Annotated in this window: 14 protein-coding genes; 7 read left to right on the top strand and 7 right to left on the bottom strand. The window is 66.4% G+C overall.

All coding sequences use genetic code 11. The features are described from left to right. The first annotated feature begins 11 nt into the window (after positions 1-11). The 7 genes from pelG to pelF are packed head-to-tail and all read left to right on the top strand — an operon-like array spanning position 12 to position 8,837. Positions 12-1,421: an exopolysaccharide Pel transporter PelG gene (gene pelG, locus A8G00_RS12900; RefSeq protein ID WP_025550062.1), complete on the top strand. Its 1,410-nt coding sequence runs from the start codon at positions 12-14 to the stop codon at positions 1,419-1,421. Continuing rightward, complete coding sequence (locus A8G00_RS12895) at positions 1,418-2,281, top strand: endo alpha-1,4 polygalactosaminidase (RefSeq protein WP_172451854.1); 864 nt, start codon at positions 1,418-1,420, stop codon at positions 2,279-2,281. Before pelG ends, A8G00_RS12895 begins: the two co-directional genes overlap by 4 nt. Continuing rightward, positions 2,278-4,017, top strand: a complete 1,740-nt coding sequence (locus A8G00_RS12890) for a hypothetical protein (protein WP_103000855.1) — start codon at positions 2,278-2,280, stop codon at positions 4,015-4,017. The genes A8G00_RS12895 and A8G00_RS12890 overlap by 4 nt, the downstream gene beginning before the upstream one ends. Continuing rightward, positions 4,014-5,534: a hypothetical protein gene (locus tag A8G00_RS12885; RefSeq protein WP_103000854.1), complete on the top strand. Its 1,521-nt coding sequence runs from the start codon at positions 4,014-4,016 to the stop codon at positions 5,532-5,534. The genes A8G00_RS12890 and A8G00_RS12885 overlap by 4 nt, the downstream gene beginning before the upstream one ends. Continuing rightward, a complete protein-coding gene (locus tag A8G00_RS12880; RefSeq protein WP_103000853.1) occupies positions 5,534-6,481 on the top strand; it encodes a hypothetical protein in 948 nt (315 codons plus the stop codon). The genes A8G00_RS12885 and A8G00_RS12880 overlap by 1 nt, the downstream gene beginning before the upstream one ends. Further along, the gene (locus tag A8G00_RS12875; RefSeq protein ID WP_061938506.1) at positions 6,478-7,347 is read left to right on the top strand and encodes a hypothetical protein; all 870 of its coding nucleotides are present in this window, start codon (positions 6,478-6,480) and stop codon (positions 7,345-7,347) included. The genes A8G00_RS12880 and A8G00_RS12875 overlap by 4 nt, the downstream gene beginning before the upstream one ends. Beyond that, the gene (pelF, locus tag A8G00_RS12870) at positions 7,344-8,837 is read left to right on the top strand and encodes a GT4 family glycosyltransferase PelF (RefSeq protein WP_103000852.1); all 1,494 of its coding nucleotides are present in this window, start codon (positions 7,344-7,346) and stop codon (positions 8,835-8,837) included. Before A8G00_RS12875 ends, pelF begins: the two co-directional genes overlap by 4 nt. A 9-nt stretch (positions 8,838-8,846) precedes the next feature. Here pelF and A8G00_RS12865 read toward each other — a convergent pair whose 3' ends face one another. The 7 genes from A8G00_RS12865 to A8G00_RS12835 all read right to left on the bottom strand — a co-directional run bounded on the left by A8G00_RS12865 (position 8,847) and on the right by A8G00_RS12835 (position 17,388). Continuing rightward, entirely contained in the window at positions 8,847-10,229 is a 1,383-nt protein-coding gene (locus A8G00_RS12865) for an HlyD family type I secretion periplasmic adaptor subunit (RefSeq protein WP_103000851.1), read from the bottom strand. 6 nt (positions 10,230-10,235) lie between these two features. Further along, the gene (locus A8G00_RS12860; RefSeq protein WP_103000850.1) at positions 10,236-11,948 is read right to left on the bottom strand and encodes a type I secretion system permease/ATPase; all 1,713 of its coding nucleotides are present in this window, start codon (positions 11,946-11,948) and stop codon (positions 10,236-10,238) included. A gap of 187 nt (positions 11,949-12,135) precedes the next feature. After that, entirely contained in the window at positions 12,136-13,587 is a 1,452-nt protein-coding gene (locus A8G00_RS12855; protein WP_103000849.1) for a cobyric acid synthase, read from the bottom strand. A gap of 37 nt (positions 13,588-13,624) precedes the next feature. Continuing rightward, positions 13,625-13,843: a hypothetical protein gene (locus A8G00_RS12850; protein ID WP_025550071.1), complete on the bottom strand. Its 219-nt coding sequence runs from the start codon at positions 13,841-13,843 to the stop codon at positions 13,625-13,627. 25 nt (positions 13,844-13,868) lie between these two features. Next, positions 13,869-15,152 carry an N-succinylarginine dihydrolase gene (locus A8G00_RS12845; protein ID WP_048577079.1) on the bottom strand — a complete coding sequence of 428 codons (1,284 nt, stop codon included), beginning with the start codon at positions 15,150-15,152 and terminating at the stop codon, positions 13,869-13,871. After that, positions 15,149-16,168 (bottom strand): arginine N-succinyltransferase, encoded by a 1,020-nt coding sequence (locus tag A8G00_RS12840; protein ID WP_172451853.1) that lies wholly within the window; start codon positions 16,166-16,168, stop codon positions 15,149-15,151. Before A8G00_RS12840 ends, A8G00_RS12845 begins: the two co-directional genes overlap by 4 nt. After that, positions 16,165-17,388, bottom strand: coding sequence for a hydrolase (locus tag A8G00_RS12835; RefSeq protein WP_103000848.1), 1,224 nt, complete (start codon positions 17,386-17,388; stop codon positions 16,165-16,167). Before A8G00_RS12835 ends, A8G00_RS12840 begins: the two co-directional genes overlap by 4 nt. Positions 17,389-17,427 lie beyond the last annotated feature (39 nt).

Raw genomic sequence — 17,427 nt, 5'->3', positions numbered from 1 at the left:
GGGCCGGGGGAATGGCTGGCATCGGCTTCAGACTGGACCGGATAGCCCGGGAGGACGGCTTGGGCGGGATCGCCAATGCCGCCTTCCACGGGGCCGTGGTCAGTTCCGGCCCGTGGCTGATGACCGCGCTCGCGGTCTTCCTGCTACAGGGCTGGACGCGGTCCACCATGGTTGCGGCCGATCATGCGATCATCCAGACCAGCCTGGTCTATGCCTTCGGCGTTTCAACGGTGATCACCGCGCCATTGGCGATGATCGCGACCCGCATGGCGTCGGATCGCTTCTACCTGGGGGAACGCGACGCGATCCCCGCCATCCTGCTGGCGGCGCTGGTCTGGGCGACGCTGGCGTCGCTGATCGCGGGGGGCCTGCTGTTCGGCCTTGCCGGCGGGATGCGGCCGGACCTGTTCCTGCTGGCCACCGCGATCCTGACGCTGTTCTCGCAAATCTGGATCGCCAGCCCCTTCCTGCACGCGACATGGCGGCACCGGCCGATATTCCTGGCCTATCTTTGCGGGATCGCGATGGTGGCCCTGTGCCTGGCGCTGGTCCGGCCGACCGCGCCCGCCGCTGTCCTTGCGGCGATCGCGGCGGGTCTGATCGTGACGCTGGCGCTGCTGATCGCCGCGATACGGGATGATTTTCCCAACAGTCCCGAATGGCGGCCGGGCTGGATCGGCAGGACGCCCGGCGTCCTGGCGCTGGGCGCGGCGGGGTTGACCAACGCGCTGGCGATCTGGATCGACAAATGGCTGCTCTGGTGGGCGCCGGGCAGCGTCCAGGCCGTTGGCGCCCTGCGGGTCAATCCGGTCAACGATCAGGCCAGCTTCCTCGGCCTGCTCACGATGATTCCCGGCCTGACGCTGATCCTCGTCACGACGGAGACGCGGTTCGACAGGGCCTTTGCGGCGCTGATGAGCCATTGCATGGGCACGGCCAACCGGCGCCGGATCGAAAAGGCGCGGCAGAAGGTCGGCATGACGATCCGGCTGGACCTGCGCCTGCTGATGGTCGAGCAGGCGATCCTGGCCGGCTTCTGCTGGGTCCTCGCGCCGGAGATCATCCGCCTGCTCGACATGAACGCGCGCGGCATATTCGGCTTTCGGCTGACGGCGGTGGGCGTCGTCTTTCACCTCGTCGCGATCCAGATGAGCATCATCCTGTCCTATTATGACCTTGCCGGCCGGATCGTGGCGGTCTGGGGCAGCTTCCTGCTGGCGAGCGCGGCGGGCACGCTGCTGTTTCGCGACAGCGGCTTCGCGGGCTTCGGCTTCGGCTATCTGGCGGGCGCGGTGACGGCAGCCTCGCTCGCCGTCGCGCTGGTGGCGGAGGCGACGGGCAAGCTCACCTATCTGCTCTTCGTCGGCAATAATCCGGCGGTGGCGGGCAATAGCGGCCTGTGGGCGAGATTCTGGCCATGAGCGTTCTTCCCTTCCGCCGCCGCGATCTGCTGGCGCTGTCCCTCATGGTGTTCGGCCTTTCGGCCCGCGCCCTGCCCGAAATCGGCGGGGCCAACGCCTGGGGGGTGGATTATGGCGAAGCGACCGATCCCGCCATCGCCCGCCGCTTCGGCCTTCTGGTGCTGGAACCCGACTTCGCCCGCCCGCTTGCCCCGCTGCGTGGCCCCGGCAGCCGCCTGCTGGGCTATATCAGCCTGGGGGAAGTCCATGACGGTCGTCCCTTCGCCGCAGAACTGGAAAAGGCGGGCGCGCTGCGGCAGGCCAATCCGAACTGGCCGCAGGCGCGGCTCGTCGACCTGCGCGATCCGGCCTGGACCGCCCTTGTGGTCGATCGCCTGATCCCCGCCATATTGCGCAAGGGCTATGACGGCATCTTCATGGACACGCTCGACAATGCGGAGGCATTGGAGCGGCAGGATGCCGACCGCAACAAGGGCATGGTGGCCGGCGCCGCGCGGCTGGTGCAGGCCATTCGCACGCGCTTTCCGGACATGGCGATCATGATGAACCGGGGCTATGCCCTGCTGCCGCAGGTTGCGGGTCAGATCGACCTCGTGCTGGCGGAAGCCATGGCGTCGCGCTGGAACTTCGCGGAGGGGCGCTATGAGATGACCTCCGCCGACGACTGGCAATGGCAGGCGGACCATCTTTTCGCAGCCCGGCGGATCAATCCCCGTCTGGGGCTTGCCACGCTCGACTATTGGGACCCGCGCGACAAGGCCACCATCGCCAGCCTCTATGCGCGGGAGCGCGCCGCCGGATTCCAGCCCTATGTGTCCACCCTGGCCGTCGACCGGCTCATACCGGAGCCCCTGTCATGAAGATCGAAGCGCTGCGCCACCCGAACATGGCGGTCATCGGACCGATCGCGGGAGGTGGGCTGCTGCTCGCCGCTGCGGTGCTGCTGATGCCCAGCCACTGGCAGATTGCCGATGCGATCCGGCGAGCGACATTCGCGCCGCCGCCGGTCGCCATCCCCTTGCCTCCACCCGATGCGGCCATGCTGATGCAGCGCTTCGCGCAAGGGAAAAGGCTTTCTCCTCCGGACCTTCAACGGTTGTTGAACGCTTCCGTGACGACGGCCGACGCGAAGGTTCTGGGGCAACTCGCGGATGCGCTGGCGGGGAAGGGCGCGCCGGTTCCGAGCGCAAGGCTGACCTATGACATCATGGCGGGCGGCCGTCCGGAGGTCGCGCTTGCCTTTCTGGAGGGCCGTCCGGACCACGCCGCCCCCGCCCATTGGCGCCTCCGCTTCGACCTGCGTCGCAAGGCCGGCGACGCGCAGGGCGCCGCCGACATGGTTCGGGCGGCGGCCATGAATCCCGGAACGGCTCCGGCCAAGGATCTGGTCGAGGCCAGCTATGCGCTCGGCCAGCCCGATCTGCTGATCCTGGCGGCGGAGCATGGCGCCATAGCGCCGCTCGACCCGGCACAGTCGCTCGATCTGGCGTCCTGGGCGAGTGGTGCGGGGCGCTATGACCTCATCGCCCGGATAGACCGGTCCGGGACGCCGGGCTGGCGCGACCGGAACCCCTGGCTTGCCATGACGCTGGCGCAGCGGTCCGGCGACATCCGTTCGGCGCTTCGCTATGCCGCCATGCTGCCGACGGGGCGCGATGCTGCGCGGGAAAGCATCATCATGGGGTCCGGAAACAGGGATGCAATACGGCAATGGCTGCTGGGTCGGGCGGCCGAGACAGGCGCTGACCGCCCCGCCATCGCGCAACGCCTGCTGGAGAAGGGTTTCCGGTCGGACGCCATCGCGCTGCTTCGGCAGCAATCGACGGCCAAAAGCGATGACCCGTCCGATGCGCGCATGCTGTACCTCATGGGGCCGCGCCCTGTCGCGCAGGATCTTGCCTGGTTGAAGGCGCGGGCATTGGCCGATCCGAAATGGGCGCAGGCCTATGTCGAGCGGGCAAGGCCTGCGGACGCGCTGGCGTTTCTGGAAGCGACTGACGCCGCCGACAGCAGCGACATGCTCGTCCAGCGCATCGCACTGGCCAATGCGGCGCGCGACAGGGCGGCGGCGGCGCGGGCGCTCGACCGGCTGCTCGACGGCCGCACCCTTTCCGCCCTGCAGTTGAAGGCGGTAGCCGGCGCGCAGGTTCCGCCCGATAGAGCGGCCTATTATGATCTGGCGCTTGTGAACGCCCGCGTCGCCAATAGCGCCTGCGAGCCGTCGGATCGCCTTCGCCTTGCCTGGGACGGCTGGAACAGGGGGGATGCGCGGGCGACCGCCGACCAGTTGAATTTCTATCTTCGCGAACGTCCCGATGACCGGGCAGCGCTGAGCCTGATGGCCGATGCGCAGACGAAGCTGAAGGGCGAAGCCGGGGCCCGTCCCTGGATCGAAAGATCGCTGGCGCTCACCTCGCCGCTTTCGGTGGAGCGGGCGGAACTGCTGACCCGGCTGGGCCGGACGTCGGAGGCGACGGCCATGGTCGAGGCACTGCGCCGGGCCACTCCGGCAGACCGCAAGCTCGACATCATGCTGGCCCGCTTGCTTATCGCTGCGGGTGATCCGGGACGTGCGCGGAAGGTGTTGCGGCCATGACGCCACTGGCCGCCGCCTTGCTGCTGATGGGGCCGCCGCCGCTCATGGTCGCGGCATTGCCGCCCGACACGGATGTGACGGCATCGGAAGTCAGGACTGTGGACCTGCAATGGAGCGGGGACGTGCATCTCGAACTGGAAGACAGCGGCTATGAGCTGGTCGTCCGGTTCGACCGGCCGATTGCCGATGCCGTCCTCAAGGACTTCGCCGCCGCCGCCGGGGCGGACCTGGCGGATTTGCGCTGGAATGACGAGAGTCTGGTTCTGCGCGCCGCCGAGGGGCGGAAGCTGGAGGCGGTGGCGGACAAGCATGGGCTGCACGTCCGTTTCCTGCCCGATGGGGAGCCAGCGCCTGTCTCCCCCATCGCAGGCGAACCGCAAACGTCGCATCTCGACGTCGAACTCGCCATCGCCCGGGCGCAAGCCGATGCCGCCGCCGGCTATCCTGACCTGGCGCGGCGGCGGCTTGCTCCGCTGGCGGCGGCATATCCCGGCGACAAGCGAATCCAGCGCCTGCTGGGCGACATGGAGGTTGCGGAGGGCGCGCTGGCCCTTGGCGCGGCCCGTTATCGCAATCTCGCCGCGGACGATCCCTTTGCCCGGCAGACATTGGCCGAATCGGGCGGCAATGTCGCCGGGGCCGTGACGGCGCGCGGCGGCAAGGTCTTCTGGCAGGCGGAGGCGGGCCTCAATGCGCTGGTGCCGTTCAACAACCGCCTCTCGCTCGGCGCTGGCGTCCGCTGGTTCCGCTCCGAAGCGGACACCGTCCATGGCGCCAACGGCATTCTTGCCAACCGCACGTCCCGCTCCGCCATCGGGGACCTGTTCGCGACCGTCAATCTCGGCGCGGTTTCCCGCATCGAGTTTCAGGGCAGTGCCCAGTTGGACGAAAAGGTGGCGGGCGCCGGCCTTCGGCTGTTCGCCGGTCCTCCCGAAAGGCAGGGAAGGCTGGTCCTCGCCTACCGCCTGCCGGATCTCGCCACGCCTGAGCAATCGACCTTCGGCGGTCATATCAGCCGCGTGGGGATCGGGGGGACGATCCGCCTGACGCCGGAACTGGCGGTGCAGGCGGATGGCGGCTGGAATGGCTATGGATTGACCGGCACCGGCGTCCGGACGCGCAGCATCACCGTGGCGGGCGGCCTCGATTATCTGCTCCGCCGCGGATCGCCATCGCTGGCGGTCAGCTACCGGCTGGATGCGGAATATGTCGGCCGCAGGGCGCTGCGGCCCAATGGCCTTGCCTATATCCCTCTCAGCGACAGGGAAAATCACAGCTTCCAACTGCTGTCCGGCATGTCCTGGACAGGTTGGCAGCTCAGCGGCGCGGCAGGCTGGACCTTCGACCGCAAGGGCAAGACCGACGGCCCCACCGCGAACGTCAGCGCGACCGGGCGGCTGAGCGAGGGCTGGCGCCTTCAGGCGAGCGGCGGGATCAGTTCGATCAGCCGGCCGGGCATTTCGGGACGCCAACTCTATCTGCGCGTGGCGCTCACTCGCTTTCTTGGGAGGCATTGATGCTGAAGAAGCGGCCCATCCTGCTGCAATGCGCGGAAATGCTGATCCTGTTCGCCACGCTGGTGGCGATCGACCAGGGATTGATGAGCGGCAATGCCTTTTCCGACATCAACCCCAATCCCTATTGGCTGCCGGTGCTGGTCATGGCGACGACCTATGGCACCGGATCGGGGCTGGCCGCCGCCGCGATCGCCTCCGCCATCTGGTTCCGCTGGTCGAACCCATTGTCGGGCGCGACGGATCATATCGAACAGCAGCTGCGCCTCTCCATCCAGCCCATGCTGTGGATGGTGACGGCCCTGGTGACGGGCGAGGTGACCGCCAGCCGCAGGAACCGCATTGCCGATCAGGAACGGCAGCATCAGGCGATGGACCGCAACTGGCAGAAGCTGGCGGAAATCATCGCCCGTCTCACCGACACCAACCGCAAGCTGCAGGTCCGGATCGCCACCGGGCAGCGCACGATCGTACAGGCCATGGCTGCCGGTCTCGACCTTTCCAAACCCGATCCGGAAAGCCAGGCCGACGCGGTCGCCCGCCTGATCGCGCTCGCCGCGCAGACGAAGGATTTCACCTTCTACGATGTGCGCGGCGCCCAGGTGACGGCGCGATTCGGCGGCAAGACGGCCCAGGGGCAGGCCCCGGACCTTTCGCGCTCGCCGATGGCGCAGGCGATGCTGGCGACGCCCAGGCCGTTGCGGGCCGATCGTGCCGCCGACCGGCCGCTGCTGTCTGAATGGGGTCTTCTGGCCGTGCCGGTCGCGGGGGCGGAGGAAGGATTGGCGGCCATCATTCTCGTCCACAGCGCCGCCGGGATCAGGATCACGGAGGCCTATGTGGCGCAACTGCTACAGGTTGCAGACCTGCTCGGCAAATGCCCGGCGCTGTTCGGGCGTGAACAGGCCTTTGCGACGAAATGGCTGATGCCGGAAGGAAAAGTGGCTTGATCGCCCTGCTCATCCTGTTTTCGGCTGCCGATCTGTTCCTGCTGTTCACCGGTTTGGCGGTGGGAGAGGGGAGCATCCTCTGGTTCGCGCCCATCCATCTGGCGCTCTCCTGCGCCGCGCTGCTGATCATGATGAAAGGGCTGGATGGGCTGGGCGTGCGCCAGCGTTTCGCCCTGCCGATCGGTGCCGCCATTGGGCCTGCCGGGATGCTGGTCTGCCTGATTCTGGCGCCGCTGGTCCGGCCGTCGAGGCGGAAAAGGCAGATCGCCTATCGGGACGTCCGAACGGGCAAGCGGCGGGACGTCAACGACCTGTCGCCGGTAGAGCGGCTTGGCCGGATACTCGACGATCGTGTGCGTTATCCCGAAAGCGACGAGATCGGTTCACTGGCCACCATGCTCCGCTACGGAAATCTGCAGGCCCGCTACCGGGCCCTGGAAACCGCCGTGATCTCTTTCGAGCCGCGATTGTCCCCCCTCATCGTCATGGCCCTGTCGGACGAGGACCAGACCATCCGGGCGCTCGCCGCCGCTGCGGCCGCGCAGGTCAGCTATAATCTGGCGCAGCAACGCAGCGAATTGCAGGCGAGGATCGCCCCCGCCCAACATCTGGACGATCGCTATGCCCTTGCCATGCTGCTGGCCGATCATGGCTGCTTCAACCAGTTGCTGCCGCAGGGGCAGAGGCTTCGGCTCTGTCAGGACGCGAACAGGAAGCTGGATGAGATTGCCGGCTTGCTGAAGAGCGGTGACATAAGGCGTCGGTCATTGCAGGCGGCGCGCGCCCGGATAAGGCGCGCGCTGGAACGGCATCCGGCAGGCAAAGCCCGGCCCACGCGCAGGGGGGACGTGGAGCCGGCGTCATGATGTCCGAGGGGCAGGACAGCGACATATGCCTGATCGTCGAAGGCGCCTATCCATTTGTCGTCGGGGGCGTTTCCAGCTGGTTGCAGGACCTGATCCTCAGCATGCCCGACCTGCGATTTTCGCTCGTCGCCATCAAGGCGGGCAATGGCGCGCAGCCCTGGCGCATGGCGCCGCCGCCCAATGTCGTCGAAGTGGTGGAAATCCCGCTGCTGATCGAACCTTGCCTGCCGCGCCGCTATCCGGCGTCGCAGATGAAGCGGATCGGCCGCCTGCTGCTCGCCTTCCTGTCGACGGGCGGCAAGGATGAACTGATCCGTCTGCGGCAGGCGCTGGAAGGATTGAAGCCGTGCCCCGGCGCGGGCGATCTCCTCTCCAATCCGGAGATATTCGACCTCTTCACCCATTATTACGACACGGCTTTCCGCTCGGCCTCCTTCCATCATTTCTTCTGGGCGATGCGGGTGCTGCTGGGCGGGCTGCTCAAGATGCTGCTCGCGCCCTTGCCGAAAGCGCGGGTCTATCACACCATATCCACCGGCTTTGCGGGCCTGATGGCTGCGCGAGCCGCCTATGAGACCGGCCATCCCGCCTTCATCACCGAACATGGAATCTACATGCTGGAACGGCAGATAGAGATCATGATGGCCGACTGGATCGGGGACCAGATCGAAACCGGGCTGACGCTCGACCGGGAAGGGCATGATCTGCGCGACCTGTGGCTGGCGGTCTTCCAGACCTATACCCGCGCCTGCTACGACGCCTGCGACCCGATCATCGCGCTGTACGGGGCCAACAACCAGACGCAGCGCCGCCTGGGCGCCCGGCAGGAACGGCTGCGCGTCATTCCCAACGGCATCGATGCGGAGCGCTTCGCGTCGATGGAGCGCGCCTGCGATCCCGCCCGGCCGCTGGTGACGCTGATCGGCCGGGTCGTGCCGATCAAGGACGTCAAGACCTTCATCAGGGCGGCGGCGCTGGTCCTGACGGACATGCCCGAAGTCCGCTTCGCCATATTGGGGCCGCTCGATGAGGATGCGGACTATGCCGCAGATTGCGAGGCGCTGGTCGCTGAACTGGGCATCGGCAATGCGGTGCAATTTGCCGGGCGGGTCAATGTCGCGGAATGGCTGCCCCGGATCGACCTGATCGTCCTCACCAGCCTGTCGGAAGCCCAGCCGCTCGTCATATTGGAAGGGGGCGCGTGCGGGGTGCCGGTGGTCGCGCCCGATGTCGGCAGTTGCCGGGAAATGATCGAGGGGCGGGCGCCTGGGATCGACCGGCCGGGCGGCATCGTCACCGAACTGGTCAACCCGGAGGGCACGGCGGCGGCGATCCTGCATCTGCTGCGCTCGCCTTCCTTGCGCCGGGCGATGGGCGAAGCGCTGCGCGAGCGGGTCGTGCGGGATTATGACCGCAGCGCCATCATCGCGGAATATCGGCACATCTACGAGGCGCTTGGCGCGCGGGTCCGCTTTTCCGAACTGCAATGACCGTCTGGCTCAATGCTCCCGGAAGGACAGCCAGAGCGACTGGGTCAGCGGCTCCAGCGCATATTGGAGCGCGGTCCGCCGCCGCAGCGGCACCAGAACCTGCACCGGCATCCCTGCCTTCAGGCTGAAATCCTTCCCCCGCACGCTCCTGATCCTGTCCAGTTCCTTCGGCGGCACCATCACCTCTGCGGTGTAGAAGGAGACCCCCGCCTTTTCATCCTGGAAGCTGTCGGCCGAAAGCCGCGTGATCCGGCCGTCCATGATCGGCAGGTCGCGTTCATGCAGGCTGCTGAACCTGATCTGCGCCTGCTGCCCCACTTTCAGGTCGTCAATGTCTTCCGGCGAAATCCGCGCCTCTATGACGAGGCCCGCCCGGTCGGGAACGATGTCCATCAGCTTCTGGCCGGCGGAAATGACGCCGCCGACAGTGAAGACGTTGAGGCCGACGATGGTGCCGGTGGCGGGTGCGCGGATTTGCAGCCGGGCAAGCTGATCCCTGGCGGCGCGATATTTGGGCAGCACTTCGTTGAGCGAGAATTCGACGTCGCGCAATTCCGATGAGGCGCGTTCCTTATAGGCCTTTTCCGCTTCGAGCGCCTTCAGCCGGTTTTCCCCCGCTTCCGCCCCGGACCGGGCGATGCTGGCGGAAAATTGCCCCTCCTGTCCCTGAAGATCGGCCCTTGCGCGTTCCAGGGCCCTGATCCGGGATTGGGACACAAACCCCTTTTCCGCCACGCCGCGCAGGCTCTCCAGTTCCTCTCCGATCAGGCGGGCCTGCTCTGAAGAGGCCGCCAGTTGCGAACGATAGCCGCGCGCCGTCTGCTGCACCTGACTGGCCTGCTGGCGCAGCACGCCGGTCTGCGCCGCCAGTACGGAGTTGCGCGCGTCGAACTGGGTCAGCTGAAGGCGGATCGCCTCCTCCGCATCCGCCTTCAGCTGACCCTTCAGCATCGCAAATTCGGCAGGCCACAGGACATGGCTTGCGCCAAGCTGCTCGGCAATCAACCTTGCCCGCTGCGCCTTCAATTCGATATATTGCGTGCCGAATATGCGCGCCTGCGCCCGCACCTCGGCGGAGGCCAGTTCCATCAGCGGCTGGCCTTGGCTGACATGCTGGCCTTCCTTCACGAAGATCGCGCCCACCACGCCGCCGTCGCGATGCTGCACCGATTGTCGCTGGCCCGACACGGTGAGCCGCCCTGGCGCATAGGCGGCCGCATCGAGCCGCGCAAAGGCCGCCCAGCCGAGAAACAGGACGAAGAACAGCGCCGCGATGATCATGCCGGCGCGCATGTCGCGCTCAGGCCGATCATCGATGATCTCCGCGCCGTTTCCGGCGGGATAGTAAAGCTCGACGGCGCCGGCCGCATCCCTGATCTGAATAGTTCCCATGGCGCCTTACCCCTCCGCCGTCTGGGGAGCGGGACGTTCTTCCGACCGGATCGCCTTCAAACGGCCCAGCACGTCGTCGCGTGCGCCAAAGGCCTCGACCCTTCCGTCACGCATCACCATGATCTTGTCGACCACGCCCAATATCCCCATGCGATGGGCGACGATGATGACGGACGCATTCCTTTTCTTGAGGTCGGCCAGCGTCGCGACCAGCCGCACCTCTCCCTCAGCGTCGAGATGCGCATTGGGTTCGTCCAGAAAGACCAGCGGCGGCGCACCGTAGAGCGCCCGCGCAAGACCGACGCGCTGCGCCTGCCCGGCGGAAAGGCCGCGTCCGCCCCAACCGAGCGTCAGATTATAGCCGCCCGGCAGATGCTGGATCATGTCATGCGCGCCGCTCAGCCGGGCGGCTTCGATGGCGGCATTGTCTATCGCTTCCTCATCGTCCGACAGGAAATTGCCGAAGCGGGCGATATTCTCCTTGATGGTCCCGGCGAACAGGGACGTGTCCTGCGGCAGATAGCCGACGAAGCTCGCCAGTCGCTCCGATTCCCAGTCCTGGATGTCCGCGCCGTCATAGCGGATCGATCCGCGCAGCGGCCGCGCCGCGCCGGACAGCATGCGCAGCAGGGTCGATTTGCCCGCGCCGCTGGGTCCGACAATGGCGATGACCTCCCCCGGCTCCACCGTGAAGCTGATGTCGGCCAGCACAGGTCTTTCCTGGCCCGGGTTGAAACAGGTCAGATGTTCGACCGCGATGTGGCCGTTCGGCGCGGGCAACCGGGTGAGGGCGATGTCGGCATCCCTCGCGGCCAGCAGATCGTTGAGTGTCGCATAGCTCGCCCGCGCATGGACGACGCTGCGCCACGCGCCCAGCAATTGGTCGATCGGCGCCAGCGCCCGGCCGACCAGAAAGGAGGAAGCGAAGATCGCGCCCGCCGAAATCTGGTCGTTGATCGCCAGCCACGCACCCAGGCCCAGCGCCAGCGATTGCAGGGCGAGGCGGATGAACTTGCTGATGGCGACATAGTGCCCGCCCGCGAAGCTGGCATGGGCCTGGAGGTTCAGCATCGCCCGGCGTTCGAGCAGGTGCCGACGGACCAGCGCGTTCCGCATGCCGAGCGCGCGGATCACCTCCGCGCCCGCGATCGTCTGTTCCTGGCTGACATAGGCCTTGTTGGCGGCGTCATTGGCCTGCTTCAGCGGCGCATTTGTACGCCTTTCATTGCAAAGCGCGATGAAGAGGAGCGCGCCGCCGCCGGCCACCGCCATGGCCGCAATGGCCGGATGGATCAGGAAGCAGACGACGACATAGATGGGGCTCCAGGGAAAATCGAAGATCGACAGAATCGTCGGCCCGGTCAGCGTCTGGCGGAGCGTGTCGAACTCCCGGAGGGCCTGTCGGTTCATCGCCTCGCCCGTCGAGCCGCGTCCGCTCAGCGTCGTGTCGAGCAGCAGCCCCGAAAGCTGCCGGTCGAAGCGGATGCTGGCCCGCACCAACAGGCGGGAGCGCACCTGCTCCAGCAGCGCGAGCGTGCCGATCACGAAGATGATGATGATTGTCAGGAAGAACAGGGTAAGTCTGCCCTGTCCCGTCACGACCCGATCATAGATTTGCAGCATGTAGAGAACGGGTCCGATATAAAGGACGTTCATCAATGCGCTGAATATCAAGGAAGAAAGAAAGTGGCGCCTGCATGATGACAGGGCAGCCTTCATCGGAGCGGATGGTTTATGAAGGTCACGCAACATAAGTTCCGCCTCGCCCCCATGTCGCGCCATGCTGTCGGCGCTATGTCCTATGCTTTGCTTATACTATCCTGCTGATTTTCGGTAAATATAACCAATAGCATAGGTGCACATGCGTGCCGTAATGGCCCGGCCCGCCGCCAAGGCTCCAACCGGGTCAGGCGGTGGCGATCCGGATCAGCGCCTGCACATCGACATGCTCTTCCAACTGCATTGCGATCTGGTCCAGCGCTTCATGCACCGAAGCCTGATAATCCTCCGATGTGGCTTCATGCCCCAGGCGGGATAGAAAGGCGGCGCGCAGCGCGGTGCTGGCGAACAGGCCGTGGACATAGGTGCCCATCACCGTGCCGTCTCCGCTCGATGCGCCATCGGGACGACCGCCCTCCAGCATTGCGAATGGGCGCGCGCAATCGGCGCCGTCCGTCCGTCCGACATGCATCTCATAGCCCGAAAAGGCCTGGCTCATGGCGGTTCCGTCGGTCCTTTCCAATGTCTTGACCTGCGTCAGCCGGGTTTCCACGTCCAGCAGGCCAAGCCCCTCGATGCCGCCAGGCGGCCCCTCGATCCCGTCCGGATCGTCTATCCTGCGGCCCAGCATCTGGTAACCGCCGCATATCCCCAATATCGGCCGCCCGCGCCGGCGATGGGCGAGAATGTCGATGTCCCATCCCTGATCACGGACCGCCTGCAGGTCGGCGATCGTCGCCTTGGAACCCGGCAGGATGATGAGCGCGGCCTCCGCCGGAATGGGCTGGCCCGGCGGCACCATCATGACTTCGACGCCCGGCTCCAGTTTCAGCGGGTCCAGATCGTCGAAATTGGCGATCCGGGGCAGGATGGGGCAGGCGATCAGCAGCTTTTCGTGGCCGCCGCCCTGCCGGCGTTCGAGCACCACGGCATCCTCGCTGGGTAAGCGGCTGGCCTGGCCGAGCCAGGGGATGACGCCAAAGCCCTTCCAGCCGGTCAACTGCTCGATATGGCGATAACCATCCTCGAACAGCGCGGGGTCGCCCCGGAACTTGTTGATCAGGAATCCCCGGATCATCGCCGCATCGGCGGGATCGATGACTGCCCTTGTTCCGGCGACGGCCGCGATCACGCCGCCGCGATCGATGTCGCCCACCAGGATCACCGGCACATTCGCGGCCCGCGCAAAGCCCATATTGGCGATGTCGCCGGCGCGCAGGTTCACCTCTGCGGGCGATCCGGCGCCCTCCACCACGACAATGTCGCATTGCGCCTGCAAGCGGCGGTAGCTGGTCAGTACGGCCTCCAGCAATTCGCCGCGCGCAGACCGGAAATTTTCGCTGCCTAGCTTGCCGCGCACCAGGCCATGGACGACAAGCTGGGACGTGCGGTCGGCCTGCGGCTTCAGCAGCACCGGGTTCATGTCCGTATGCGGCTCGATTCCTGCCGCCATGGCCTGAAGAGCCTGCGCCCGCCCGATTTCTCCGCCATCGGCGGTGACGGCGGCATTGTTGGACATATTCTGCGGCTTGAAGGGCCGGACGCTGTATCCGCGCCGCACCAGCGCGCGGCAAAGGCCCGCCACCAGCAAGGATTTGCCGACGTCCGAACCCGTTCCCTGAAGCATGATCGCAGCCATGACGCCGCTCCTGCATGGAGCGGGCGGCAGATACAAGTTAAATGGCGCTGTGCCGCATCTCCACGGCGTCCAGGATCATGCCGCCGGCCATGAAGACGCTGCCGGTGCAGGCCAGCGCCAGCAAATGCCCCCCGGTGCCGGGATATTGCTGCATGTAGACGAAGCCGCGCTCGGTGGCGCCAAGGGCCAGGGCGTAAATCACCAGAAACGCCTCGAACTTGGTCTTGATCGTGAAGAGGCGCTTGATCCGTTCCATCCGGTCCCACTCGGCTTGCCCGCCGTCAGGGGATTAGATCGCCTGAAAGTTGCAAATGGTCAACAACCGTTAACCATGATTGTTCGATGCGGGCGATCAGCCGGGTATCGGCCAGATCCTCTGGCGCTATGGCTTCTGGCCAATAGTTGCGGACGATGTCGGCAATGCCGTCCAGCTTCGCCTCGTCCACCAGGAAGCGGGGATCGATATTGGCAGGATCGGCCACCACGCGCAGGCGCAGGCAGGCAGGACCGCCGCCATTGGCCATGGATTGGCGAACGTCGACGGGCACGAGCTTGCGAATGGGGCCGTTGCCCGCGACCATCTCCTCCAGCCAGTTCCAGATGGCGGGCATATCCCGCGCCTCCGTCGGCAGGATCAGCGCCATGCCTGTCCCGGGCAAATTCGAAGGGTCGCCCGTGGGCAAGGTGACGAGCTGCGCATTGAAGATATAGCTGCGGATCGCGTCTGACAGGCTGATGGCGCTGGCGGGAACCTCCACGATCTCCACCGACGGCAGCCTGGCGCGGAGATCGGCGTAGAAGCGCTCCTTGTCCGCAAAGGCATGTTCATGCGTGAAGAGCACGCGTTCGTTGGCGACGGCGACCACGTCATTGTGGAAGGCGCCCGCCGCGATCGCTTCCTCCGACTGCATGACGAACAGCGTGCGATCCGGATCGAGCCGGTGCAGCCGGGCGACGGCCTTGCTCGCCTCGACATGCTGGCGGGCGGGAAAGGGGCCGCCGGACTGGCCATAGACGAACACCTCGACGCCTGCCTCGCCATGGCTGTCGCACAGGCGCATGTGATTGGCCGCGCCCTCGTCGCCGAAGGGGGCGGGGACAGGGCCATGCACGGCGAAGGCGTTCCGGTCGGAAAAGGCAAGGCGCAACTGGGCCAGCGTCTGCGGCCATTCATGGCTGCGATGCGGCATGGTGACGAGATTGGCGACGGTCAGGTGCGTGCGCCCATCGGCCGTATCGGCCGCCGGCGAAACGGTCGCGGCATTGGCGGCCCACATGGAGGAGGCCGACATGGCGGCGGCGCGGATATGCGCCTCCGCATTGCCGACATCGGTCCCGAGGGCTGACAGCCAGGCGCCATCCGGCCGCCACTGGGGCAGGAACAGCCCCTGCGGCAGCCCGAGGCGAAGGTTGGACCGCATCTTCTCTATCCCCTGGAGCGCCGCCGCTCGGGGATAGGAGATGGCGCCCGCGTTGCGCGCGGAGGCAAGGTTGCCCAGGCTGAGGCCCGCATAATTGTGGCTGGGACCCACCAGGCCGTCGAAATTGATCTCCCTTGCCGTCATGCCCGTTCCGCCATGGTGAATGTCTGTCCCGGTTCCACCCCCAGCAGGTCCGCGGAAGCCCGGTCGAGCGATATGCCGCCATCCTCCCGTTCCGTCACGAAGCCATAGGTGCAGCGGAAATCCGCGAGCCGTCCGGTGGTCACCAGCATCTTGTCTCCGCCCTTTTCGTGCACCGCGCCCAGCACCGCGTCGGAGGCATGGGCGATGGTGCGCAGCGAATTGATTTGCCCCACCATCGTCGGTCCGCCGTCGAATATGTCGACATAGCCGGGATTGGTGAAGCCCTCCGTCTCCAGCATGCGCATGGCCGCGCGGCCATTGGGGTGGGGCATGCCGATGACGCCGCGCGCGGTGTCGGTCAGCATGGCGGTGTAGATCGGCGTCTTCGGCATCAGGTCGGCGATGAACTGGTTGCCGTTCACCGCGTTGAACTCGTCCGCCTCCTGAAAGCTCATGCCGAAGAAGCGCCCCGCGAGGCCGTCCCAGAAGGGGGAACCGCCTGCCTCGTCGATCACGCCCCGCAGTTCTGCGATGATCCGCTCTCCGAAGCGGGCGCGATGGTTGCGGATATAGAGATAGCGGCTGCGCGCCAGCAGCAGACCCAGCCCCTCCGCACGCTCGCGGGGGTGAAGGAACAGGCCGCCCACTTCCGTCGACCCTTCCAGATCGGTGACGAGCGAGAGCATCTCCGCCCTGAAGGTGCGCGAAAGCTCCCGGCTATGTTGGGTGAGAACGCCCAGCCGATAGGAATAGAAGGGCCAGCTTTGCCCGACCTTGCTGAATATCTGGCAGGTGCCGCGGACCTGACCCGTCTGGCTGTTTTCCAGCACCATGACGATCAGTTCGTCCTCGACCCCTTCGCCTTGCCGGGCCAGCGCCTGTTCCGTCCGCTCCAGCTTCGCGGCAAGCGACTTCCGGTCCGGCGGCAGGTTGGTGAACCCGCCCCCGGTCAGCTTCGCCATTTCATAAAGGGTCTGCAAATCGTCGGCGCGCGCTGTGCGCATGAAAAAACTCACGCCTTCATCCCCCCGGTGAAATGCCCCTGGACGATGCGGAGCAGCGCCAGGGCCGATAGTTGCGCCCGTTCGGCCAGGCTGTCGACGATCAGATATTCCGAATCGCTGTGGATATTGCCGCCCCGCACGCCCATGGTGTCGACCACGGGCACGCCGCAGGCCGCGATATTATTGCCGTCGCACACCCCGCCGGTATCCCGCCAGGCGATGGAAAGGCCCAGGTCCGCGCCGCATTGCCGGACGAGCCCGAACAAGGCTTCCGCCCGCCCATCCATCGGCTTGGGCGGCCGGCCGAAGCCGCCATGCCGATGAAGCGTCACCTCATGCTCCAGGGCGATCCGCGCCATGGCGTCCTTCAGCAGTTCGTCTGCGGCCTGCTCGTCGGCAGGCGTCTTCGGACGGAAATTGACGTGCAGAACCGCGTGGTCCGGCACGACATTATTGGGACTGCCGCCCTCGATCCGCGCGGGATTGCAGGAAAAGCCGCCGCCGCTCGCCGCCTTTAGCCGCAACGCCAGGTCGGCGGCCGCGAGCAACGCGTTGCGGCCATCCTGCGGATTGCGCCCGGCATGCGCGCTTCGTCCGGTGACGACGATGGCGAAGTTGCCGCTGCCGGCGCGGGCCCCGGCCAGCGTGCCGTCGGGCAGGGCCGGTTCATAGGTGAAGGCCGCGATCTTGCCCGTCGCGACCTGCCGCAACAGCGCCGCCGAGGAAGGGCTGCCGACCTCCTCATCGCTGTTGATGATGACGTCATAGCCCAGCCGCCTTGCATCCGGTGCGGTTTCCACCGCGCGCAAGGCCGCCAGCATGACGGCGATCCCGCCCTTCATGTCCGCGACGCCCGGTCCGTTCAGCGTCGCCGGATCGATCCACCGCAGCGCCTGAAAGCCATGGTCGGCGGGGAAGACCGTATCCATGTGCCCGGTGAGCAGGATCTGCACCGGAGCCTCCGGCCTGACCGAGAGGCGCAGGTGGCTGCCATGCGCGACCATCGCCAGACGGCCGTCGGGGCGGACGGTTTCCACCGGCTCTGGATCGACAAGGGACATCGCGCCCGGCAGGCCGGCGAAGGCATCGGCAAGCATGGCCGCCATGGCCGCAAGACCGGGAAGATTGCGCGACCCGCTGTTCACCGCCGCCCATTTTTCAGTCTGGGCGAGCATGGGCGCGTCGGCGGCGCTTTCCATGACGCTCCGTTCGAACGACGAAATGCCTCTCATCCTGACGACCCTATCAGAGCGGAGGGCGCGCCTCCACCC

This window comes from Sphingobium sp. SA916 (genome assembly GCF_002894065.1).
Classification (GTDB): domain Bacteria; phylum Pseudomonadota; class Alphaproteobacteria; order Sphingomonadales; family Sphingomonadaceae; genus Sphingobium; species Sphingobium fuliginis.
Note: the sequence above shows the minus strand (reverse complement) of the source record. Positions and strands in the feature narration are given on the sequence as shown.

Bases quoted from the DNA above. Each gene is read 5' to 3' on its own strand.
- pelG (WP_025550062.1), top strand. From the start codon at position 12: ATGGCTGGCATCGGCTTCAGACTGGACCGGATAGCCCGGGAGGACGGC.
- A8G00_RS12850 (WP_025550071.1), bottom strand. From the start codon at position 13,843: ATGGAACGGATCAAGCGCCTCTTCACGATCAAGACCAAGTTCGAGGCG.
- A8G00_RS12835 (WP_103000848.1), bottom strand. From the start codon at position 17,388: ATGAGAGGCATTTCGTCGTTCGAACGGAGCGTCATGGAAAGCGCCGCC.
- pelF (WP_103000852.1), top strand. From the start codon at position 7,344: ATGATGTCCGAGGGGCAGGACAGCGACATATGCCTGATCGTCGAAGGC.
- A8G00_RS12865 (WP_103000851.1), bottom strand. From the start codon at position 10,229: ATGGGAACTATTCAGATCAGGGATGCGGCCGGCGCCGTCGAGCTTTAC.
- A8G00_RS12845 (WP_048577079.1), bottom strand. From the start codon at position 15,152: ATGACGGCAAGGGAGATCAATTTCGACGGCCTGGTGGGTCCCAGCCAC.
- A8G00_RS12890 (WP_103000855.1), top strand. From the start codon at position 2,278: ATGAAGATCGAAGCGCTGCGCCACCCGAACATGGCGGTCATCGGACCG.
- A8G00_RS12855 (WP_103000849.1), bottom strand. From the start codon at position 13,587: ATGGCTGCGATCATGCTTCAGGGAACGGGTTCGGACGTCGGCAAATCC.
- A8G00_RS12860 (WP_103000850.1), bottom strand. From the start codon at position 11,948: ATGAAGGCTGCCCTGTCATCATGCAGGCGCCACTTTCTTTCTTCCTTG.
- A8G00_RS12880 (WP_103000853.1), top strand. From the start codon at position 5,534: ATGCTGAAGAAGCGGCCCATCCTGCTGCAATGCGCGGAAATGCTGATC.
- A8G00_RS12895 (WP_172451854.1), top strand. From the start codon at position 1,418: ATGAGCGTTCTTCCCTTCCGCCGCCGCGATCTGCTGGCGCTGTCCCTC.
- A8G00_RS12885 (WP_103000854.1), top strand. From the start codon at position 4,014: ATGACGCCACTGGCCGCCGCCTTGCTGCTGATGGGGCCGCCGCCGCTC.